This window comes from Oerskovia enterophila (assembly GCF_044748475.1).
In the GTDB taxonomy this organism is placed as follows: Bacteria; Actinomycetota; Actinomycetes; order Actinomycetales; family Cellulomonadaceae; genus Oerskovia; species Oerskovia enterophila.
Genome location: NZ_JBIVFZ010000004.1, coordinates 528295 through 547266, shown reverse-complemented (window position 1 = coordinate 547266; position 18972 = coordinate 528295). Strand labels below are relative to the sequence as shown.

The window sequence follows — 18972 nt, the reverse complement described above, 5'->3', positions numbered from 1 at the left end:
CGTGGCCTCGACCCTTGCCCTGAGGCCGCCGCTGCGCCCGCTGCGCCCGCTGCGCCCGGTGCGCCCGGTGCGCCCGATGCGCCCGCTGCGCCGGTCGCCCCGTCCCCCTCGCCACCTGAGCCGCCCTCGCCTGTGCGCAGCGCGGTCCGTGGTCCGCGGTCTGAGATCGGCAGCTCAGGTCGCCGACTGCCTGCGGTGAGCATGTTGTCCACAGATCCTTGGCGTTCGCTCCGCGTGCCGTCCTGAGCCGCCATCCTGTCCGTGAGGCGTTCGGACAAGGGGGGGCGCTCCGACTCGCGGACATCCGGTCGGCCGTCGAGACAGGGGCACCGCCTGGAGACGTTGCGCCTGCGCGTGGGAACGGTCGACGGATGGTGGGCGGCGAAGCCGAACCGGGGGAGGGGAGGGTGTGTTTTCTCTGTAGCCACCACAATTGTGGTGGCTACAGAGAAAACACACCCGCCCCCCCGGGGGCCCGGTGGGGGGCCGGCGGTGTTTTTTCGGGGACCCCCCCCCATTGGGGGGGCAAACCCAAAAAACACACCCTCCCCCCGGAGGCCCTTGAGGGTGGCCGGACACCAGGGATCAGCGACATGCGACTGACGTTCCGCGGCTTTGCGGGCAGGGCCTGACGCGAGGTGACCACCGGCCCGCAGGTCAGGGTCGGGTCGACACACGAGGGGGAGCAGATGGACTGGAGCAGCCCGGTCTCGGCGGTCGTGCCCGGGCTCGAGGGGCCCGTCCTGCGTGCGCTCTGGAACCGTCAGAGCGAGCTCACGGGTGGGCAGGTGCATCGCGTCGCGCACACCGGATCGTTGGAAGGTGTCCGCCGCGCCCTCGCGCGGCTCGAACGACAAGGGATCGTCCAGCGGCGGACCATCGGGTCGACGAACTACTACCGGGTCAACCGTGACCACCTGTGCTGGCCCGCGATCGAGGCGCTCTTCGACGCGCTGCACCCCTGGGCCGAGCTGCGCCGACGCCTCGACGAGCTGCTCCACGAGGTCGTGCGGGACGGCGGCCGTCGACGGTCGATCGGCGTCGCTGTCGTCGGCTCAGCTGCTCGCGGCGACGGCACCGCGGCCGACGACCTGGACCTCCTCGTCGTGGTCCCCGACGATCTTCCGGCCTGGATCGCTCACGAGCTCACCGACCAGCTGGGCCGCGACGCGGGAGCCTGGACCGGCAACGACGTGGACGTCCACCTCCGCACGATCGCGTGGCTCGACGCCGAGCGCGACCGCCCCGGGGCCCTCGAGCGGTGGGCGCACGACGCCGAACAGGTGCTCGGGCCACCCGTGCACGAGCACCTGCCCCTCGTCGTCCTCCCCGACTGACTGCTGACGGGCCGGCGGAGCCGAACCGCGTCCCCGCGCACCCGCCCAGGCGCGCTCCGCACCCGCCCAGGCCCGCTCCGCACCCGCCGAGCCGCACTGCACCCGCCCGCGCCGCGCAGAACCGCGCCTGACGGCGGAGGGTGAGCCCCGCCGTCGGGCGACGGACCTCAGCAGGTCAGGTTCTCGCCCGTCGTGGTGCCCAGGAGCTCGGCGTAGCGGCGGAACAGTGCGACCCGGTTCGCGACCTGGCGCGGGTTGCCGCCCTCGCACTCGAGCGGGCCGTTGATCGCGCGGATCGTCTCGCGGAAGCCGTGGTCCCCGACGATCGCCTCATGGCACGTCATGGTGCCCTCGCCCGGCTGCGTGTTCCAGTACCAGAGCGCGGTCTTCCAGGCGACGGTCGCGTCGGTCTCGACCAGGTACGGGTCGTTCAGCAGGTCGATGCCCAGGGCGTCACCCGCAGCCTTGTAGTTGAAGTTCCACGAGAGCTGGATGGGCCCCTTGCCGTAGTACGCGTCCTGGCCCGCGGGGCACCCGTACGGCTGCGACGGGTCGCAGTAGTGCGAGTACACGGCGGTGTTGAGCTCGCTCACGTGCAGCAGCCCCGTGCTCTCGTGGCTCACGTTCGCGAGGAACGCCGCAGCCTCGCGGGCCGCGACCACCGGTCCGCCCGACGTCGCGAACTCCGGGTACGCCGCGGTCGCCGCGACCAGGCCCTCGTACGTGTAGAACGGGTTGCGGTCCGGGAACATCTCCTCGAACTGCGCCTCCGTCACCACGAAGCCCGTCGTGATGCCGCTCGTCGAACCTGTCTCAGCCATGAGCCACCCTCTCGTCACTGATCCCGGCCGGCCGCTGGGTCGCGGCTCGACGACGACCCGCGACGGCCGGACGGCGTCTCCGCGGTCACCCTAGGGGACGGGTGCGGGCTCCTCGGCATCGGTGTGCAGAGCGCTCCGGGGGAGGTCATCACCAGGCGTCGCGCCGATCGTGCCGGCTGTGCCCACCGGCTCCACGTCACCGTCGACCGGGGTGCTGCCGGCCGGATCGGCAGTCGGCACCCCGCCCGGCACCCCACCCGTCGCGCGGTAGACGAGGGCCGCGGCGAGCCCTGCCGACCAGCCGAGTACGAGGGGCCAGAAGAGGCTCGCCTGGACCGAGGACAACGCCAGGTTGAGCGTCGTCGAACGCAGCTCGCCCACCGCGAAGGCCGTGACCGAACGCGACGCCGCAGCCACCGACGACGCCGCGATCGTGACGAACCAGACCGCGAGCACCAGGCTCCAGCGGCTCGCACGCGGCGGCAGACGCCGGGTCGCGAGCCACGTGCCCCCCGCGACGACGAGCCCCACGAGCACCGCCAGACCGATCTCGAGCGGCTCGACCACGGTCCGGCCGGCCGTGAAGCGCCATGCCATCGCGCCCGAGGTCACCTCGCCCAGCAGGTCGACCGGGCCGCGCGCGCTGCGGTGCCACACGAGCCACGACCCTGCGGCGCCGACGCTCGCCCAGACGAGCGCCCCCACGCCGCCCGCGACGAGCACCGTCGGGTAGGCGCGGGCCCGCAACGGCTTGCGCGCGCGACGCGTGGCCGGGAGCGAAGCCGGGTCGCGGCGGCTCGTGAGGCCCAGGGCGCCGACCACGACGAGCCCGACGAGCCACCCGGCGGCCAGCCCCCACGAGCCACCGTCGAACGACGCCGTGAGCAGGAGGAACGCCGGGTTCTCGGGCGAGGGGAACGTGACGTCGGCGACGACGTCGGCGACCGCGCCCGCGGCACCGCCCACGACGACCGCGAACCAAGAACCGAGGAACACCGCCGGTGTTCCCGTGCGAGGGGGGAGGCGTCGCGTCGCGAGATAGGTCAGCGCGACGACCACCGCCCCCGCGAGCAGGGCCGCGAGGATCGTCTGCCCCGTCACGGTCACGTCCACCCGGTCGCTCAGCACCGCGCTCCCGACCCACAGGACCGACGTGAGGAGCCCGGCGACGAGGACGGCAGGTTCTCGGCGAGACGTCATCGGCATCCCGCGAGGGTAGCGGACGCAGATGAGGCGCCCGCCCGGCCCGCGAACGGTGCGGAGGCCCGTGGCGGGTACGCGCGGCCGGGTGCGCGGCTGCTCGTGCGGTTGCCGGTCGGGCCGCCCGCCCGGATCGTGGGAGGCATGCATCCTGAGCGCGGCACCTCCCGCTTCCCGGTCGACGTCCTCGTGCGGTCCCTGGCGATCGGCACCGCTGCGGGGAGCCGTGCCTCGCTGGGAGTCGCGCCGCCCCTGCTCACCTCCTCGGCCACGGGCCGGGGGGCCACCGTGGCCAAGGTGGTCGCGGGGCTCGGGATCGTCGGTGAGCTCCTGGGCGACAAGCTGCCGGGAGCCGGGTCGCGCCTCGAACCGCCCGGCCCTGCGATCCGCATGGCGTCGGGCGCGATCGGGGCCCTCGTGCTCGCCCGCCGGGCCGAGGTCGGTGTGCTTCTGCCTCTGCTCCTCGGCGCGGCGGGTGGTGCGGCCGGGACCTGGGGCGGGGCGGCGTGGCGGGCCGCGTGGGTCGGGAAGGGCCCGGACTGGCCCGCCGCCGTCACGGAGGACGCTGTCGCGCTCTCGCTCGCGGCGTTCGCGGTCCAGCGCTGAGCCGTTCGACCCCCTGCTCGCCCGACGACGGAGCGCACCTTCCGCGCGGAAGGTGCGCTCCGCCGTCGGGCAAGGCTCCGCAGAAGGTGAGCCCCGCCGTCGGGTCGGCGGTCGCCCGGCGCTGACGCGTCGCGGGTGAGAGCGCCCTGAGCCGGTTGACACCCCCGGAAGCCGCGTGCAAGAGTGCCTCCCATCCGGAAACGTTTCCAGCATGTTTCGCACCGCGACTTTGGAAACGTTTCCAGAACGAGAGCCCAGCACCACCTTCGACGGAGAGGGAAGAAACCGATGGCGTCACGTGCAACGTTGAACGAGGTCGCCGAGCGCGCCGGGGTGTCGCTCGCCTCGACCTCCCGAGCGCTGCACGGGTCCGGAGCCAGCAAGGCCATGGTCGAGCGGGTGCGCGCAGCCGCCGACGAGCTCGGGTACAGCCCCGACGCCGTCGGGCGCTCGCTGCGCATGCGGCGCACGTTCCAGATCGCCTTCGCGGTCGCCGACATCGGCAACCAGGTCTACGTCGAGATGATGTCCGCGATCCACGCGGTCGTCGCCCCCTACGGCTACCGGGTCGTCGTCACGACGACCGGCGACACCGCGCAGTCGACCACGGACCTCGTGCGCAGCCTCGCGAGCGGCATGGTCGACGGGATCATCCTCAGCCCCCTGCGCATGAGCGAGGAGCTGGTCGAGGAGATCCGGCAGTCGGCGGTGCCCGTCGTGGTCATCGGACGCTCTCTCGGTGCCCGCGGCATCGACTCGGTCTCGACCGACTCGGCCGGCGGGATCGGCCAGGCCGTGACCCACCTGCTCGGAATCGGCCGGCGCCGGATCGCCTTCCTCAACGGCCCCCTCGACACGACCCCCGGTGAGGCCCGCCAGCGAGGCTTCGACGCCGCGGTCGCCGCCCCGGGCTTCTCGGCCGAGCGCGTCGACGTCGAGATCGCGGAGGACTTCACGGTCGCGGCCGGCCTCGTCGCGGCGACCAGGCTCATCGAGCGCGGCGCGACCGGCGGCGGCCTCGACGCGATCGTCGCGGCCAACGACCTGCTCGCGATCGGCGCCATGCACGCAGCCCGGCAGAGCGGCCTCGACGTCCCGACCGACCTCGCCGTGACCGGCATGGACGACACCGAGATCGGCCGCGTGTTCTACCCGAGCCTCACGAGCGTCTCCCTGGGCTCGGCCGAACGTGGTCGGCGCGCCGCGCAGATCATGCTCGGCCTGGTCGAGGGCACCGCCCAGGAGACCCGGCACGTGGACGTGGGGCCGACGCTCCTCGTCCGCGAGTCCACCCGCCCGACCGACGCACTCGACGGAGAGAAGTCATGACAGCGACCACCGTGGAGGCCGGCCCCCGGCCGTCCACCCCGACACCCCCGCGGCGCAGCCCGCGCAGGACCGGAGGGATGGCGCGCGCGAAGCGGCGCGAGGCCATCGCCCTCGTCATCCCGTCGCTGCTCCCGATCCTCGTCCTGAGCGTCGCGCCCCTCCTGGTCGGCGTGGGGCTCGCGTTCACCGACGCCCGCCTGGTCCGCAACCCCGAGTACACGTTCGTCGGGATGGACAACTTCGTCCGTCTGGCCGACAACTCGTTCTTCTGGGACTCGTTCCGGATCGGCATGATCTGGGCCGTCTCCGTGACGGTGCTCCAGCTCGTCGCGGCCATGGGGCTCGCGCTCCTGCTCAACTCCGACCTCAAGCTCCAGGGCCTGACCCGCGTCCTCGCGCTCATCCCGTGGGCCATGCCGCCCGTCGTGGTCGCGATCATGTGGCGGATGATCTACTCGCCCAACGCAGGGCCGCTCAACGCGTTCCTGGGGAGCATCGGGCTGCCGGACGACATCAACTGGCTCGCGGACTTCTCGACCGCGCTGCCCGCCGTGATCGTCGTGGGCATCTGGGTCGGCATGCCGCAGACGACCGTGACGCTGCTCGCGGGCCTCCAGCAGATCCCCGACGAGCTCCACGAGGCCGCGTCGATCGACGGCGCGAACGCCTGGCGCCGCTTCACCGCGGTCACGCTGCCCAGCCTGCGCCCGATCATCACGTCGATCACCTCGCTCAACTTCATCTGGAACTTCAACTCGTTCTCCCTGGTCTACGTGCTGACCGAGGGCGGACCGGGCGGCCGCACCATGCTGCCGATGCTCTACACGTACCTCGAGGCGTTCAAGAACAGGAACATCGGCTACGCGGCCGCCATGGGCGTGGTGCTCGTGGTCGTCGTCGTGCTCCTGCTCGCGATCTACCTGTGGTCCCAGTTCCGCCAAGACCGCGACAGCACGGGGAAGTGATCTGATGCGTCATCTCGTCCGGCCCGCCCAGTACGTGGCGCTGTGCTTCTACATCGTCTTCCTCGGCTTCCCGCTGCTGTGGCTCATCTCGGCGTCGCTCAAGTCGTCGGGAGAGCTCAACTCGCTCAGCGTGAGCCTCATCCCGCAGGACATCGAGTGGGGCAACTACTCGGCCGCGCTCGAGCGTCAGGGGCTCGTGCGCTCGGCGTGGAACTCCACGGTCGTCGCGCTCGTCTCGACCGCGCTCGTGCTCCTCATCGCGCTGCCCGGCGCGTACGTCCTGGCCCGGCTCAAGGGCCTGGTCCGCGGCATGGGGGTCGGGTGGATCCTGGTCAGCCAGGTGTTCCCGGTCATCCTCATCATCCTGCCGCTGTTCCTCATCCTGCGGACCATCGGCCTGACCGACAGCCTGGTCGGCCTGACCCTGGTGCACACGACCTACACGCTGCCCTTCGCGCTGTGGATGCTCCAGGGCTACGTGAGCTCGATCCCGATCGAGCTCGAGGAAGCCGGCTCGATGGACGGGGCCAGCCGGCTCACGGTCCTGCGCACGATCGTCTTCCCGCTCCTCATGCCGGGCGTCGTCGCGACCGCGATGTTCAGCTTCGTCTCCTCGTGGAACGAGTTCTTCTTCGCGCTCGTGCTGCTCCAGTCGCCCGAGAACTACACCCTGCCGATCACGCTCAAGATGTTCATCGGCGGGGAGGGCAAGGTCGCGCTGGGCCCGCTCGCGGCAGGCGCCGTGCTCGCGGCGATCCCCAGCATCGTCTTCTTCTCCATCATGCAGAAAAGGCTCACCGGCGGACTCCTGTCCGGTGCCGTCAAGGGGTGAGCGCAGTGCGCGCAGCCCCTCGCGGAACCCACCTCACCCGCACGACCCCCACGCCTCAGAAAGGCAGACACATGAAGACTCGTGGTGCGTCCATCGCCGCATGCCTCACGATCGGCACCCTGTTCCTCACCGCTTGCGGAAGCGGCGGGGACAGCGACGCCGGTGGAGACTCCGGTCCGGTCACGCTGAAGTTCCAGTCGCTGTCCGACCAGCCCGCGGCCATCGCCGCGACCGAGAGCATCGTCTCGGACTGGAACGAGGCCAACCCGGACGTCCAGGTCGAGATCGTCCCTGCGGGCTGGGACGGTATCTACGACAAGCTCATCACGCAGTTCAACGGTGGTGCCGCGCCGGACATCATCCACTACGAGGCCGCGAGCATCGTGCCCTTCGCGGCGGACGGCTACCTCGCCGACCTCACCGAGCACATGTCCGACGAGTTCCGCTCGGACGTCCCCGAGGGGATCCTCGACGCGGTCACGGTCGACAGCAAGATCATCGCGTACCCGACCGAGCTCCAGTCCTACATGGTGTTCGCGAACAAGACGCTGCTCGACGCCGCGGGCGTCACGATCCCCACGGGCGAGACCATGACGTGGGACGAGATGCGCGCCATCGCGCAGGCCACGACCAAGGACGGCACGTACGGCCTGGGCTGGGGGCTCAAGAGCCCCACCGCGGCCTACATGGCGCTCGCGCCGGGCTTCGGCGGCACCTTCTTCGAGGGTAGCGGGGCCGACGCGACGCTCACGGTCGGCGAGGGCGAGATGGCGGTCCCCGAGCTCGTGGACGCCATGGCGTACCAGGACAAGTCGATCCTGCCCGTGACGCTGAGCCAGACGGGGTCCGAGACGCTCGCGACCTTCTACGCCGGTCAGGTCGCGATGACGATCCAGGGCTCGTTCCAGGCCGCGAACATCGCGACCGACGCGCCCGAGGGCTTCGACTGGATCGTGCTGCCGCCGCTCGAGGGCTCGGAGGGCGCCGAGCAGGCCGCCAACCCGCAGACCCTGTCCGTGAACATCGACTCCGAGCACGTCGAGGAGTCCGCGGAGTTCATCGAGTTCTTCACGCAGACCGAGAACCTGGCCGCCCTCAACGAGGCCGACGCGCTCATCCCCGCGACGACCTCGGCGCAGGAGGCCCTCGCGGCCAAGCTCGGCACCGAGAACGGCTGGGACGTGATCCTCTCCTCGGGGCAGCACCTCGTCTCCGCGCCGTACCTCTTCGTCGACGCGTACGCGCAGTGGAAGGACACCGTCGCGACGCCGGCCTACCAGCGCTTCCTGGCGCAGGAGATCGACGCCGACGGCGTGGCCACCGAGCTGACGACCGGCTGGGAAGAGATCACGAAGTAGTGCACGACCCGTGCGGACGGGCGGGAGCCCGCCCGTCCGCACGGACGACGACCACGGGTGGCCCCGCGTCACCCCGATCAACGAACGACGAACAGGGAGTGACCTGGTGAGCTGGCTGGACGAGAAGGCAGTGGCGGTGATCACCGGCGCAGCCGTCGGCGACGCGCTGGGCGGGGCGACGGAAGGTTGGACGCCGGAGCAGATCGAGGAGCGGCACGGCGGGCGGGTCACGGGCATCGTCGGGCCGTACTACCCCAACTGGCAGGACGCCCGCCCCATCGCGCCGTACCACAAGGGCGACGGGCACATCACGGACGACACCCTCATGACGCAGGCGCTCGTCGAGGTCTACGCCAAGCGCCGCGCGCACCTCGACGCGTACGCGATGGCCGAGGACCTGGTCCCGCTCATGATCGGCGAGCCGCGCTGGGTCCCCGAGCTCGAGTCGACGGTCCTGCTCCTCCAGCGCGTGTTCCTCGCCGAGAAGTGGATCGTCGCCCGCCTGCACTACGGGCACGTCGACCCCCGTGAGGCCGGCGTCGGGAACATCATCAACTGCGGCGCGGCCATGTACGTGGCCCCCGTCGGGCTGGCCAACGCGGGCGACCCGCGCGGCGCCTACGCGGAGGCGATCGACCTGACGGGCGCGCACCAGGCGAGCTACGGTCGCGAGGCCGCGGGCGTGTTCGCCGCGATGGTCGCGGCAGCGGTCGCTCCCGGCGCGACGCTCGACGACGTCGTCGCGGCGGCGCTCGACGTCGCGCACGACGGGACGCTCGCCGCGCTGCGCGCGGTCGTCGACGCGTTCGACGGCTGGACCACGGTCCCGACGACCGACGAGGAGGAGCGTGCCCTGGCGCGCAGGATCCGCGCGGTCGTCGCTCCCTTCGACTCGGTGGGCCCCGAGTACCGGCAGATGTCGATGGACGCCCGCCGCCCCTCGCGCACCAAGGCGATCGAGGAGCTGCCCGCCGCCCTCGGGTTCGTCCTCGGGCATCGCGGCGACTTCCGCGGTGCCGTGCTCGGCGCGGTCAACTACGGGCGCGACGCGGACTCGATCGCGGTCATGGCCGGGGCGATCGCGGCCGGGCTCGGCGGCACCGAGGTCGTGCCGACCGAGTGGCTCGACGAGATCGAGCGCGCGAGCCGGACCGACGTCCGCGCGACCGGGCGCCTCATGGGCGAGGTCGCGTCCGACATCCTGCGTGCGGACCGCGAGACGGCGCAGACCAGGCTCCGTGCCCTCGACGAGATCGAGGCCGCGACGGTGGGAGCGTCGGCGTGAGACTCACCTGGGCCCAGCCCGAGGACCTGCTCGCGCACGAGCTCGTCCAGTCGGCGACCGAGGGCAAGGACGTCGCGGGCGTCGTCGAGCGGTGGACCGCCGCGGGCGGCGAGGTCGTCCCGGCGGTGAGCGGAGCGGGCCCCGTGCCCGCGCCGCCGGCGCTGCGCGCCCTGGCGCGCGAGCTGCTCGACGAGCTCGACGCCCTGCCCGCGGCCCCGGCCCCGCACGAGCCGGACGGGTGGGAGCAGATCGTCGCGCTCCTCCCGGCGCCCCCGGTCCTCGCCACGGTGCCCGACGACGAGCTCGCCCGCCGCGTGCACGGCGCCTGGTCGGGGCGCGCCGCGGGATGCCTGCTCGGCAAGCCGGTCGAGAAGATCCCGCGCGCGGGCATCGAGGAGATCCTGCGGGCCACGGGCCGCTGGCCGCTCACGACCTGGTTCACGGCCGTCGGGCTGCCCGAGGACGTCGCGGCGCGGTGGCCGTGGAACCGGCGCAGCGCGCCCACGTCGCTCGAGGAGAACATCGACGGGATGCCCGAGGACGACGACCTCAACTACCCGATCCTCGCGCTCGCGCTGCTCGAGAAGCACGGTCCGGGGTTCACGACCGACGACGTCGCCCAGCTCTGGCTCGACAACCTGCCCGCGGGGCGCGTCTTCACCGCGGAGCGCGCGGCGTACCGCAACATCCTCGACGCCCGTCCGGTGCCCGAGACCGCGACCCACCAGAACCCGTTCCGGGAGTGGATCGGCGCGCTCATCCGCACCGACGTCCTGGGCTGGGTGGCCCCGGGCGACGTCCGGACCGCAGCGCGCCTCGCGTGGGTCGACGCGCGCCTGAGCCACACGCGCAACGGCGTCTACGGCGCCATGTGGGCCGCGGCGCTCGCCTCCGCGTCGATGGTCTGCGCGACGGTCGACGAGGTGCTCGATGCCGCCCAGACCGTGCTGCCCCCGGACAGCCGGATCGCCCACGCGGTGCGGCTCGGCCGCGAGGCGGCAGCCCAGGACGGCGACGTCAGCGCCGGCCTCGACCGGATCCACGCCGCGTACGGCGACCTGCACTGGGTCCACGTGCTCAACAACGCGGCCGTGATCGCCTACGCGCTGGCGAAGGGCGCGGGGGACTTCGGTGCGAGCGTCTCGATCGCGGTGACCGCGGGCTGGGACACCGACTCGGCCGCCGCGACCGTGGGCGGGGTCGTCGGCGCGCTGCGCGGGACCGACGGGATCGGCCATGCCTGGACCGGACCGGTCGACGGTCGCATCGCGACCTCGCTCCCCGGAGGGGAGCAGCGCATCGACGACCTCGTCGCCCGCACGCTCGCCCTGCGCCTCACGGCACCGGCGGTCGCCGAGTCCTTCGCGGGGGCCGACGCATGACCGGTTCCTCGCAGGCGGCCCGCCGGGGACGCGTCGTCGTCGTCGGCTCGGCCAACGTCGACCTCGTCGTCGACGTCCCGCGCCACCCCGGTGGCGGCGAGACGATCCTCGGCGGCGACCTGCGCCGCAGCCCCGGCGGCAAGGGCGCGAACCAGGCTGTCGCCGCGGCCCGTGCGGGCGGCGCCGACACGTCGTTCGTCGGGGCGCTCGGCCGGGACGAGTCGGGCGAGCTGCTGCTCGCCTCGCTCGACCGGGCGGGCGTGGGCACCGACCTCGTCGAGCGCGTCGAGGCCCCCACGGGGACCGCGCTCATCACGGTCTCGCCCGACGGCGAGAACGCGATCGTGGTCGCGCCGGGTGCCAACTCGCACGTGCGCATCGGGGCCGCGCAGGCCGACCGCCTCGCGGCGGCCGACGTGGTGCTCGCCCAGCTCGAGATCCCTCTCGACGTGGTGCTCGCGGCCGCTGCGGCCCGCCGCCCCGGCGCTGTCCTCGCGCTCAACGCGGCGCCGTCGCGCGACCTGCCCGACGAGATGTGGGCCGCGCTCGACCTGCTGGTCGTCAACGAGCACGAGGCCCTCGACCTGGCGGGCGGCCCGGCCGGCCCGGCCGACCCGGCCGGGACCGCGAGCCCCGACCCCGTCGAGCGCCTCGCCTCGGTCCTCCTCGAACGCGTCCCTGCGGTCGTCGTGACCCTCGGCGGCGCGGGCTGCCTGGTCGCGCAGCGCGGCGCCGCGCCCGTCCGGGTCCCGGCCCCGCGGGTCGACGCGGTCGACACGACGGGCGCGGGCGACACCTTCTGCGGCGTGCTCGCCGCCGCCCTCGCGGGCGGGTCCACCCTCGTGGACGCCGCCCGGACGGCCTCGTTCGCAGGCGCCCTGGCCGTGACCCGGCCGGGCGCCCAGGACGCCGTCCCCACGGCCGACGAGGTCACCACCTTCGCGCACCCGGAGCAGCTGCCATGAGCTACACGTTCGACCCGCTCGTCCCTCGCCCCATCGACCTCCCGACGGTCGTCCCGCTCGACGGCGCCACCGGTGACGGTGCCGCGCCCGGCGCCCCGCACGGTCTTGCCGCGCTCGACGAGGCCAAGATCTTCGCGGCCCCCGACGACCCCGCCGAGTGGGCCGCCTGGCGCGAGCGCCTCGAGGCGTGGCGCACCGACGCGCGCGAGCGCCACGGCTTCACGGGCGCGGTCTACGAACGGCCGCGGGCCGCCTGGGCCGCGAGCTGCTTCACGATCGCGCAGGTCTGGCTGTGGGACGAGCTGCTCTACTCGTTCGAGGAGAACCGCTTCACGCCCGAGCGCTTCCTCGCCGACGCCCGCGAGCGCTTCGCGGGCCTCGACGCCGTGGTGCTGTGGCACGCCTACCCGGTGATCGGGATCGACGACCGCAACCAGTGGGACTTCTACCGCGACGTCCCGGGCCTCACGGGCCCCGACGGCCTGGTCGCGACCCTGCACGCCGCGGGCCTGCACGTGTTCGTCGACTACAACCCCTGGGACACGGGCACGCGCCGGGGCGAGGACGACCTGACCGAGCTCGCCGCGGTCGTGGCGGACCTTCCCGCCGACGGCGTCTTCCTCGACACCCTCAAGAAGGCCGAGCCCGAGCTCGTCGAGCGGCTCGAGGCCGCCCGCCCCGGCATCGTCCTGGAGGGCGAGTCCAAGCTCGCGGTCGAGCGCATCGAGGACCACTCGTCGTCGTGGGCGCAGTTCTTCGCCGACTCGTCCGTGCCGGGCGTGCTGCGCGCGCACTGGTACGAGCGTCGACACATGCAGCACCACGTGCGCCGCTGGAACCGCGACCACACCGACGAGCTGCAGTCCGCCTGGATCAACGGCGTGGGCGTCATGGTCTGGGAGGTCGTGTTCGGGGTGTGGGTCGGGTGGAGCGAGCGAGACGCCGCGACCCTGCGCCGCATGGTCACTGTCCAGCGCGCCGCGAAGGACCTGCTGCTCGACGGCGGGTGGACCCCGCTCGCCGACCTCGCCCCCGAGGCGCGCGAGGCCGGCGTGCACGCGTCGCTCTTCTCGCACGACGGCGTCTCGCTGTGGACGCTCGTCAACCGCGGCGAGCAGGACTGGACGGGCCCGGTCCTCACCGCCGCGCCGACCGGTCGTCTGGTCGACCTGACGGGCCTCGCGACGGCCACCGACCCGACCGGTGCGCCGGTCGCCCCGACCGGTGGCCTCGTCAGCGTCGACGGCGCCACCACCCCTCCCGTGGTCACGGTCCCGGGGCGCGGCATCGCCGCGCTCCTGCACGTCGCCCCCGGCGCCGTCGAGCCCGACTGGCTCCCCGGCCTGGTCGAGGACATGCGCGAGCACGCGGCGAGCCCGGACGCCCGGTTCCCGCACCGCCTCGCGCGCCGCGTCGTGCCGACGGCCCCGGCCTTCCGGCCCGAGGCCTCGCCCCAGCCCGACGCTGCTGCCACCGGGCCCGACGGCGCCGTCGCTCCCGCGGCCGAGCCCGAGGCGGGCGCGACACGCGCACCCGACGCGGGCGCCGTCGTCGTGCCCGCGGGGCCCTACGTCCTGACCGTGCGCTACCGCGCCCGGGAGACCGGGATGTACCAGGGCGCGCCCTACGTCGAGGAGTGGAAGCCGCTCTCGCCGCGCCTGCACGACCCGCGCACGCTCCAGCGCGACGGCGAGCTCGCCGCGCCCGTCGCGGTCGCGGCCTCGGAGGTCACGAACGACCAGTTCGCGGCGTTCGTCGACGCCACGGGCTACCAGCCCGCGACCTCGCACCGGTTCCTCGCGCACTGGGTGGACGGCCGACCGCCCGCGGGGCGCGAGGACGAGCCGGTGACGTTCGTCGACCTCGACGACGCGCGCGCCTACAGCGCGTGGCGCGGAGGCCGCCTCCCGAGCGAGGACGAGTGGCAGCTCGCGGGGGAGACGGGCGGCCTGCTGCGCGGCGCGCCCGTCGTGTGGAACTGGACCGAGAGCGAGCACAGCGACGGCCGCACGCGCTACGCGATGCTCAAGGGCGGCTCCGACCACGAGTCGACCGGTTCCGAGTGGTACTTCGACGGCGGCGTCCAGCGACCCGAGTTCAGCGCCAAGCTGCTCCTGCCGGGCCTGGGCCTCGCGCGCAGCTCGAGCATCGGCTTCCGCTGCGCGTGGACCACGGACGAGGTGACGGCATGACCGTCTCGCGCAACCCGCAGGACGGAGCGCTCGCGGGGCTCAAGGTCGTCGACGCCTCGACGCTCTTCGCGGGGCCCATGGCGGCCATGCACCTGGGCGACATGGGGGCCGACGTGATCAAGGTCGAGCACCCCACCAAGCCCGACCCCTCGCGCGGGCACGGCGCCTCCAAGGACGGCGTCAACCTCTGGTGGAAGACGCTCGGGCGCAACAAGCGCGCCGTGACCGTGAACCTGTCGAGCGACGGCGGGCGCGAGGTCTTCCTGGCGCTCGCGGCCGAGGCCGACGTCGTGATCGAGAACTTCCGCCCCGGGACCCTCGAGCGCTGGGGCCTGGGCTACGACGAGCTCTCGGCCCGCAACCCGCGCCTCGTGCTCGCGCGCATCAGCGGGTTCGGGCAGGTGGGGCCGTACCGCTCGCGGCCCGGGTTCGGCACGCTCGCCGAGGCCATGAGCGGCTTCGCGGCCATGACAGGCGAGCCCGACGGCCCGCCGACCCTGCCGCCGTTCGGCCTCGCCGACGGCGTCGCGTCGCTCGCGACCGCGTTCGCGGTCATGGTCGCGCTCCAGAGCCGCGAGAACTCAGGGCGCGGTCAGGTCGTCGACACCGCGATCATCGAGCCCATCCTCGCGATGCTCGGCCCGCAGATCACGCGGTGGGACCAGCTGCGGACCGTGCAGCCGCGCACGGGAAACCGCTCGGCCAACAACGCGCCGCGCAACACCTACCGGACGCGTGACGGCCAGTGGGTCGCGGTCTCGACGTCGGCGCAGTCGATCGCGGAGCGCGTCATGCGGCTCGTCGGGCACCCCGAGGTCATCGACGAGCCGTGGTTCGCGGTGGGGGCCGAGCGCGCCCAGCACGCCGACGAGCTCGACGCGGCCGTGGGCGGGTGGATCGCCGAGCGCACGCGCGACGAGGTCGTGGCCGCGTTCGAGGAGGCCCAGGCCGCGGTCGCGCCCATCTACGACGCGCAGGACATCGTGGGCGACCCGCAGTTCCAGGCCCTCGGCACGCTCCACGAGATCGAGGACCCCGAGCTCGGCCCGATGCTCATGCAGGGCCCGCTGTTCCGGCTCTCGGACCACGACGGCGTGATCGGGTTCACGGGCCGCCACCACGGGGCGGACACCGACGAGGTGCTGGGCGAGCTGGGCTTCGACGCGGCCCGGGTCGCCGCGCTGCGGGAGGCGGGGGCCGTATGAGCACCCCGCCGCTCACGCTGCTCTACGCCCCGGCCGACCGCCCCGACCGGGTCACCAAGGCGCTCGCGACGTCCGCCGACGTCGTGATCGTCGACCTCGAGGACGCGGTCGCCCCCGCGGGCAAGGAGGCCGCGCGCCGCGAGGCCGTCGCCCTGCTCGCGGGGACCTCGCGCCGGGTCCAGGTCCGCGTCAACCAGCGCGGCACGCCCTGGCACGCCGACGACGTCGCGGCGGTCGCGCGGCTGCCTCTCGCCGTGGGGGCGCGCGTGCCCAAGGTCGAGTCGGCCGACGAGGTCCACGGGCTCGCGGCCGCGCTGCCCGGGCGCGACCTGCACCTGCTGATCGAGTCGGCGCTCGGGGTCGAGCGCGCGTTCGAGATCGCGTCGGCGTCGCCCCAGGTCGCGTCGGTCGGCCTCGGCGAGGCCGACCTGCGTTCGGACCTGCGCGTGGACGACGACGGCGCGCTCGCCTGGGTGCGCAGCCGCCTCGTGGTCGCGGCGCGGGCCGCGGGACTGCCGTCGCCGTCCATGTCGGCGTACACGCACGTCAAGGACGTCGACGGGCTCGTGGCCTCGTGCCGCGCGGGCCGCGCGCTCGGCTTCCTGGGACGCACCGCGATCCACCCCGTGCAGCTCGACCCCATCCGCGAGGCGTTCCTCCCGAGCGCCGACGAGGTCGACCGTGCGCGCGAGGTGCTCGACCGCGTCGGCGCCGCGGCCGCGCGCGGGGTCGGGGCGATCGCGCTCGCCGACGGCACGTTCCTCGACGTCGCGATGGTCGAGCGTGCGCGCTCGGTCCTCGCGGTCGCGGGCGACCCCCAGCCCCATCGTTGAGTGCGGAGTTCTTGTGCGACACGCCGGGCGTGTCGCACAAGAGCTCCGCACTCAGCGGCCCAGTGAAACAACTGCTTCTCAAAGGAGAGAACCATGACCTCAGCCCTCCCCGCGACGCCCCCACGCGTCCCTCGTTCGCGGCGGCGGATCGCCGCCCTCCTGGCCGGGGTGGTGGGAGCGGGCGGCGCCCTCGTCGGGCTCCCGCTCGTCGTGGCCGGGCCTGTCGCGGCCGCCGAGCAGGGCACGCTCGTGCCCGGCAGCGCGCCCTCCGAGGCGCTCGGCGCGGGCGGGGCCGTCGACTACACGGTGTACCTCCCGCCGGGCTACGACGAGGACGCCGAGCAGCGCTACCCGACCGTCTACCTGCTGCACGGGCGGGGCGACACGCAGGCCGCGTGGCAGCGCGTCGCGACCGACCTCGACGAGCTGATCGGGACCGAGGCGATCCAGCCCCTGGTCGTGGTCATGCCCGACGCGCCCTGGAACGACCGGGGGAGCTGGTACACCGACTCGGCCTACGAGGGTTCCGCGGACTCCGGCACCGGTGCAGGCTTCCAGGTCGAGACCGCCCTCACGCGCGACCTGGTCGGGCACGTCGACGCGACCTACCGGACCGTGGCCGACCGCGAGGCGCGCGCCGTGGGCGGCTACTCGATGGGCGGGGCGGGCGCGCTGCGCCTGACCCTCGCGCACCAGGACGAGTTCTCGGCGGGCATCGTGCTGAGCCCCGCGGTGTACGTCCCCCAGCCTCCCGCGGACTCGTCCGTCCGTGACCACGGGGGCTACGGCGTCGGGCACGAGCTGTTCTCGCCCGAGCGGTACACCGAGCTCTCCTACCCGGCGGCGCTCGCCGCGCTCGACCCGGCCCTGCCCGTGCACCTGTTCGTCGCGGTCGGCGACGACGAGTGGGCCAACCCCGACCCCGCCGAGGCGAGTCACGACATCGACTTCGAGTCGGCGCGGCTCTACAACACCGCGCGCCGCGTGCCGGGAGTCACGGCCGAGCTGCGGGTCATGAACGGGGGCCACGACTGGGACGTCTGGCAGCCCGCGTTCCGCGAGGCGATCGTCGACGTGTCCTCGCGCCTGCGCACCGAGCCGACGGTGCCGTGGGACGCCGAGCTGCTCGGCTCCGCGGGCGACGACCGTGCGGGCGGCATCCTCGCCACGCCCGACGGCGGCACGACCGTCGCCCTCAACCTCGCCGGGGCCTGGGCCGGGTCGCAGCCCGCGGGCGGACTCGACGTCGTGCTGGCACGCCGCGACGCGGACGGTGCGACGCTGTGGCAGCACCCGATCGCGACGCCGGCCGACGAGCGCGCGTACGGCGTGGTCGCCGGGCGGTCCGGGACGACCCTCGTCGCCGGGTACACCAAGGGAGACCTGGACGGGAAGCACGCGGGCTCGACGCGCGACGACGGGTTCGTCGCGGCCGTGACCGCCGCGGGAGAGCGCGCCTGGACGCTCCAGACGGGCGACCCCGCCGCAGCCGACCGCTTCTACGCCCTCTCGTCCGACGGGGCCGGCGGCGCGTACGTCGCCGGGTACACGAGCGGGACCATCCCTGGCGGGACGAGCGCGGGCGACAAGGACGCGATCGTCGGGCGCGTGTCGGCGACCGGCGAGCTCCTGTGGCTCCGCCAGGTCGGCGGGCCGGGCGAGGACAAGGCGCTCGCGGTCGCTCCCGGTCCCGACGGGTCCGTGTACGTGGGCGGGGTCGCGGGGCAGGGCATGCCGGGCGCGCAGGCGGCCGGGGCCGACGACGGGTGGGTCGCGCGGTACGACGGCGCGGGCGAGCTCGTGTGGCTGCGCGGTGTCGCGACGTCGGCCAACGACCAGGTGAGCGGGCTCGTGGCGCGGGCCGACGGGTCGGTCGTCGCCGTGGGGCACACGCGCGGGGCGCTCGGCGGGGCGTCCGCGGGGGACAACGACGTGTTCGCGCGGGCGTTCGACGCCCGCGGCGAGGTCCTGTGGACGACGCAGACCGGCACGGCGACCGACGACCGCGGCGTGACGGGTGTCGCGGGTGCCGACGGCACGGTGCTCGTCGTGGGCACGACGTACGGGGCGCTCGGCACCCCGGTCGGCGGCGTGGACGTGTTCACGCTCGCGCTCGCGGCCGACGGCACGCCCGGGGCAGTGAACCAGCTCGGGACGCGCGAGCGGGACGGGGCCGACGAGTGGGACGACGCGAACCTGTTCGCCGCGCCCGGGGTCGACGGTGCGTGGCTGAGCGGTCTGACGTTCGGTGCGCCCTTCGGGGCGGTCAACGCGGGGGCCGGGGACGTGTTCGTGACCCGGGTCGAGCTCGCGACGGGGCCGGGTGCACCCGCGACCGCGGTGAGCGTCGAGGCCACGGCGCGCTGTGTCGCGGGCCGGGCGCAGGTCTCGGTGCGGGCGCTCAACGGTGGTGACCAGGCGGTGAGCCTCGAGGTGTCGACGCCGTTCGGGACCAAGTCGTTCGCGGGGGTGGCCGCCGGCAAGAGCGCGCAGCAGACGTTCGCGACGCGGGTGGCCGCGATCGAGGCCGGCGAGGTCACGGTCACGGTGCAGGAACCGGCGGGGCCGGTCGAGGTCGTCGCGCGGTACGCGGCGACGGACTGCGCGGCCTGACGGGTCGCGCCCTCTGCCCGCCCGACGGCGGAGCCCACCTTCCCTGCGG

Annotated in this window: 15 protein-coding genes; 13 read left to right on the top strand and 2 right to left on the bottom strand. The window is 73.8% G+C overall.

All coding sequences use genetic code 11. From position 1 onward, the window contains the following. The first annotated feature begins 689 nt into the window (after positions 1 to 689). On the top strand, positions 690 to 1337 hold the full coding sequence (locus ACIPWA_RS15305) for a nucleotidyltransferase domain-containing protein (protein WP_400291391.1): 648 nt from the start codon (positions 690 to 692) through the stop codon (positions 1335 to 1337). A gap of 167 nt (positions 1338 to 1504) precedes the next feature. Here the strand turns inward: ACIPWA_RS15305 and ACIPWA_RS15300 are convergent, their stop codons facing one another. Beyond that, a complete protein-coding gene (locus ACIPWA_RS15300; RefSeq protein WP_400291389.1) occupies positions 1505 to 2158 on the bottom strand; it encodes a chitinase in 654 nt (217 codons plus the stop codon). 90 nt (positions 2159 to 2248) lie between these two features. After that, on the bottom strand, positions 2249 to 3364 hold the full coding sequence (locus tag ACIPWA_RS15295; RefSeq protein ID WP_400291388.1) for a hypothetical protein: 1116 nt from the start codon (positions 3362 to 3364) through the stop codon (positions 2249 to 2251). 138 nt (positions 3365 to 3502) lie between these two features. On the opposite strand from ACIPWA_RS15295, the gene ACIPWA_RS15290 reads away from it, so the two are divergent. The 12 genes from ACIPWA_RS15290 to ACIPWA_RS15235 all read left to right on the top strand — a co-directional run bounded on the left by ACIPWA_RS15290 (position 3503) and on the right by ACIPWA_RS15235 (position 18923). Further along, positions 3503 to 3964, top strand: a complete 462-nt coding sequence (locus ACIPWA_RS15290; protein ID WP_400291387.1) for a hypothetical protein — start codon at positions 3503 to 3505, stop codon at positions 3962 to 3964. 288 nt (positions 3965 to 4252) lie between these two features. Next, on the top strand, positions 4253 to 5293 hold the full coding sequence (locus tag ACIPWA_RS15285; RefSeq protein WP_400291385.1) for a LacI family DNA-binding transcriptional regulator: 1041 nt from the start codon (positions 4253 to 4255) through the stop codon (positions 5291 to 5293). 77 nt (positions 5294 to 5370) lie between these two features. After that, positions 5371 to 6258 (top strand): carbohydrate ABC transporter permease, encoded by an 888-nt coding sequence (locus ACIPWA_RS15280; protein ID WP_231907857.1) that lies wholly within the window; start codon positions 5371 to 5373, stop codon positions 6256 to 6258. A gap of 4 nt (positions 6259 to 6262) precedes the next feature. Next, a complete protein-coding gene (locus tag ACIPWA_RS15275; protein WP_068709923.1) occupies positions 6263 to 7090 on the top strand; it encodes a carbohydrate ABC transporter permease in 828 nt (275 codons plus the stop codon). Between the two features lie 71 nt (positions 7091 to 7161). After that, positions 7162 to 8448, top strand: a complete 1287-nt coding sequence (locus ACIPWA_RS15270; protein WP_400291384.1) for an ABC transporter substrate-binding protein — start codon at positions 7162 to 7164, stop codon at positions 8446 to 8448. 106 nt (positions 8449 to 8554) lie between these two features. Beyond that, the gene (locus tag ACIPWA_RS15265; protein WP_400291382.1) at positions 8555 to 9733 is read left to right on the top strand and encodes an ADP-ribosylglycohydrolase family protein; all 1179 of its coding nucleotides are present in this window, start codon (positions 8555 to 8557) and stop codon (positions 9731 to 9733) included. Continuing rightward, positions 9730 to 11115, top strand: a complete 1386-nt coding sequence (locus ACIPWA_RS15260; RefSeq protein WP_400291380.1) for an ADP-ribosylglycohydrolase family protein — start codon at positions 9730 to 9732, stop codon at positions 11113 to 11115. Before ACIPWA_RS15265 ends, ACIPWA_RS15260 begins: the two co-directional genes overlap by 4 nt. Next, positions 11112 to 12080 carry a ribokinase gene (locus ACIPWA_RS15255; RefSeq protein ID WP_400291379.1) on the top strand — a complete coding sequence of 323 codons (969 nt, stop codon included), beginning with the start codon at positions 11112 to 11114 and terminating at the stop codon, positions 12078 to 12080. The genes ACIPWA_RS15260 and ACIPWA_RS15255 overlap by 4 nt, the downstream gene beginning before the upstream one ends. Next, positions 12077 to 14272: an SUMF1/EgtB/PvdO family nonheme iron enzyme gene (locus ACIPWA_RS15250; RefSeq protein WP_400291377.1), complete on the top strand. Its 2196-nt coding sequence runs from the start codon at positions 12077 to 12079 to the stop codon at positions 14270 to 14272. Before ACIPWA_RS15255 ends, ACIPWA_RS15250 begins: the two co-directional genes overlap by 4 nt. Continuing rightward, the gene (locus ACIPWA_RS15245) at positions 14269 to 15477 is read left to right on the top strand and encodes a CaiB/BaiF CoA transferase family protein (protein WP_400291375.1); all 1209 of its coding nucleotides are present in this window, start codon (positions 14269 to 14271) and stop codon (positions 15475 to 15477) included. Before ACIPWA_RS15250 ends, ACIPWA_RS15245 begins: the two co-directional genes overlap by 4 nt. Then, a complete protein-coding gene (locus ACIPWA_RS15240) occupies positions 15474 to 16310 on the top strand; it encodes an HpcH/HpaI aldolase/citrate lyase family protein (protein ID WP_400291373.1) in 837 nt (278 codons plus the stop codon). The genes ACIPWA_RS15245 and ACIPWA_RS15240 overlap by 4 nt, the downstream gene beginning before the upstream one ends. 93 nt (positions 16311 to 16403) lie before the next feature. Then, positions 16404 to 18923: an alpha/beta hydrolase-fold protein gene (locus tag ACIPWA_RS15235; RefSeq protein WP_400291371.1), complete on the top strand. Its 2520-nt coding sequence runs from the start codon at positions 16404 to 16406 to the stop codon at positions 18921 to 18923. Positions 18924 to 18972: the final 49 nt, after the last annotated feature.

Bases quoted from the DNA above. Each gene is read 5' to 3' on its own strand.
- ACIPWA_RS15280 (WP_231907857.1), top strand. From the start codon at position 5,371: ATGGCGCGCGCGAAGCGGCGCGAGGCCATCGCCCTCGTCATCCCGTCG.
- ACIPWA_RS15275 (WP_068709923.1), top strand. From the start codon at position 6,263: ATGCGTCATCTCGTCCGGCCCGCCCAGTACGTGGCGCTGTGCTTCTAC.
- ACIPWA_RS15250 (WP_400291377.1), top strand. From the start codon at position 12,077: ATGAGCTACACGTTCGACCCGCTCGTCCCTCGCCCCATCGACCTCCCG.
- ACIPWA_RS15300 (WP_400291389.1), bottom strand. From the start codon at position 2,158: ATGGCTGAGACAGGTTCGACGAGCGGCATCACGACGGGCTTCGTGGTG.
- ACIPWA_RS15295 (WP_400291388.1), bottom strand. From the start codon at position 3,364: ATGCCGATGACGTCTCGCCGAGAACCTGCCGTCCTCGTCGCCGGGCTC.
- ACIPWA_RS15255 (WP_400291379.1), top strand. From the start codon at position 11,112: ATGACCGGTTCCTCGCAGGCGGCCCGCCGGGGACGCGTCGTCGTCGTC.
- ACIPWA_RS15270 (WP_400291384.1), top strand. From the start codon at position 7,162: ATGAAGACTCGTGGTGCGTCCATCGCCGCATGCCTCACGATCGGCACC.
- ACIPWA_RS15240 (WP_400291373.1), top strand. From the start codon at position 15,474: ATGAGCACCCCGCCGCTCACGCTGCTCTACGCCCCGGCCGACCGCCCC.
- ACIPWA_RS15290 (WP_400291387.1), top strand. From the start codon at position 3,503: ATGCATCCTGAGCGCGGCACCTCCCGCTTCCCGGTCGACGTCCTCGTG.
- ACIPWA_RS15245 (WP_400291375.1), top strand. From the start codon at position 14,269: ATGACCGTCTCGCGCAACCCGCAGGACGGAGCGCTCGCGGGGCTCAAG.
- ACIPWA_RS15285 (WP_400291385.1), top strand. From the start codon at position 4,253: ATGGCGTCACGTGCAACGTTGAACGAGGTCGCCGAGCGCGCCGGGGTG.
- ACIPWA_RS15235 (WP_400291371.1), top strand. From the start codon at position 16,404: ATGACCTCAGCCCTCCCCGCGACGCCCCCACGCGTCCCTCGTTCGCGG.
- ACIPWA_RS15305 (WP_400291391.1), top strand. From the start codon at position 690: ATGGACTGGAGCAGCCCGGTCTCGGCGGTCGTGCCCGGGCTCGAGGGG.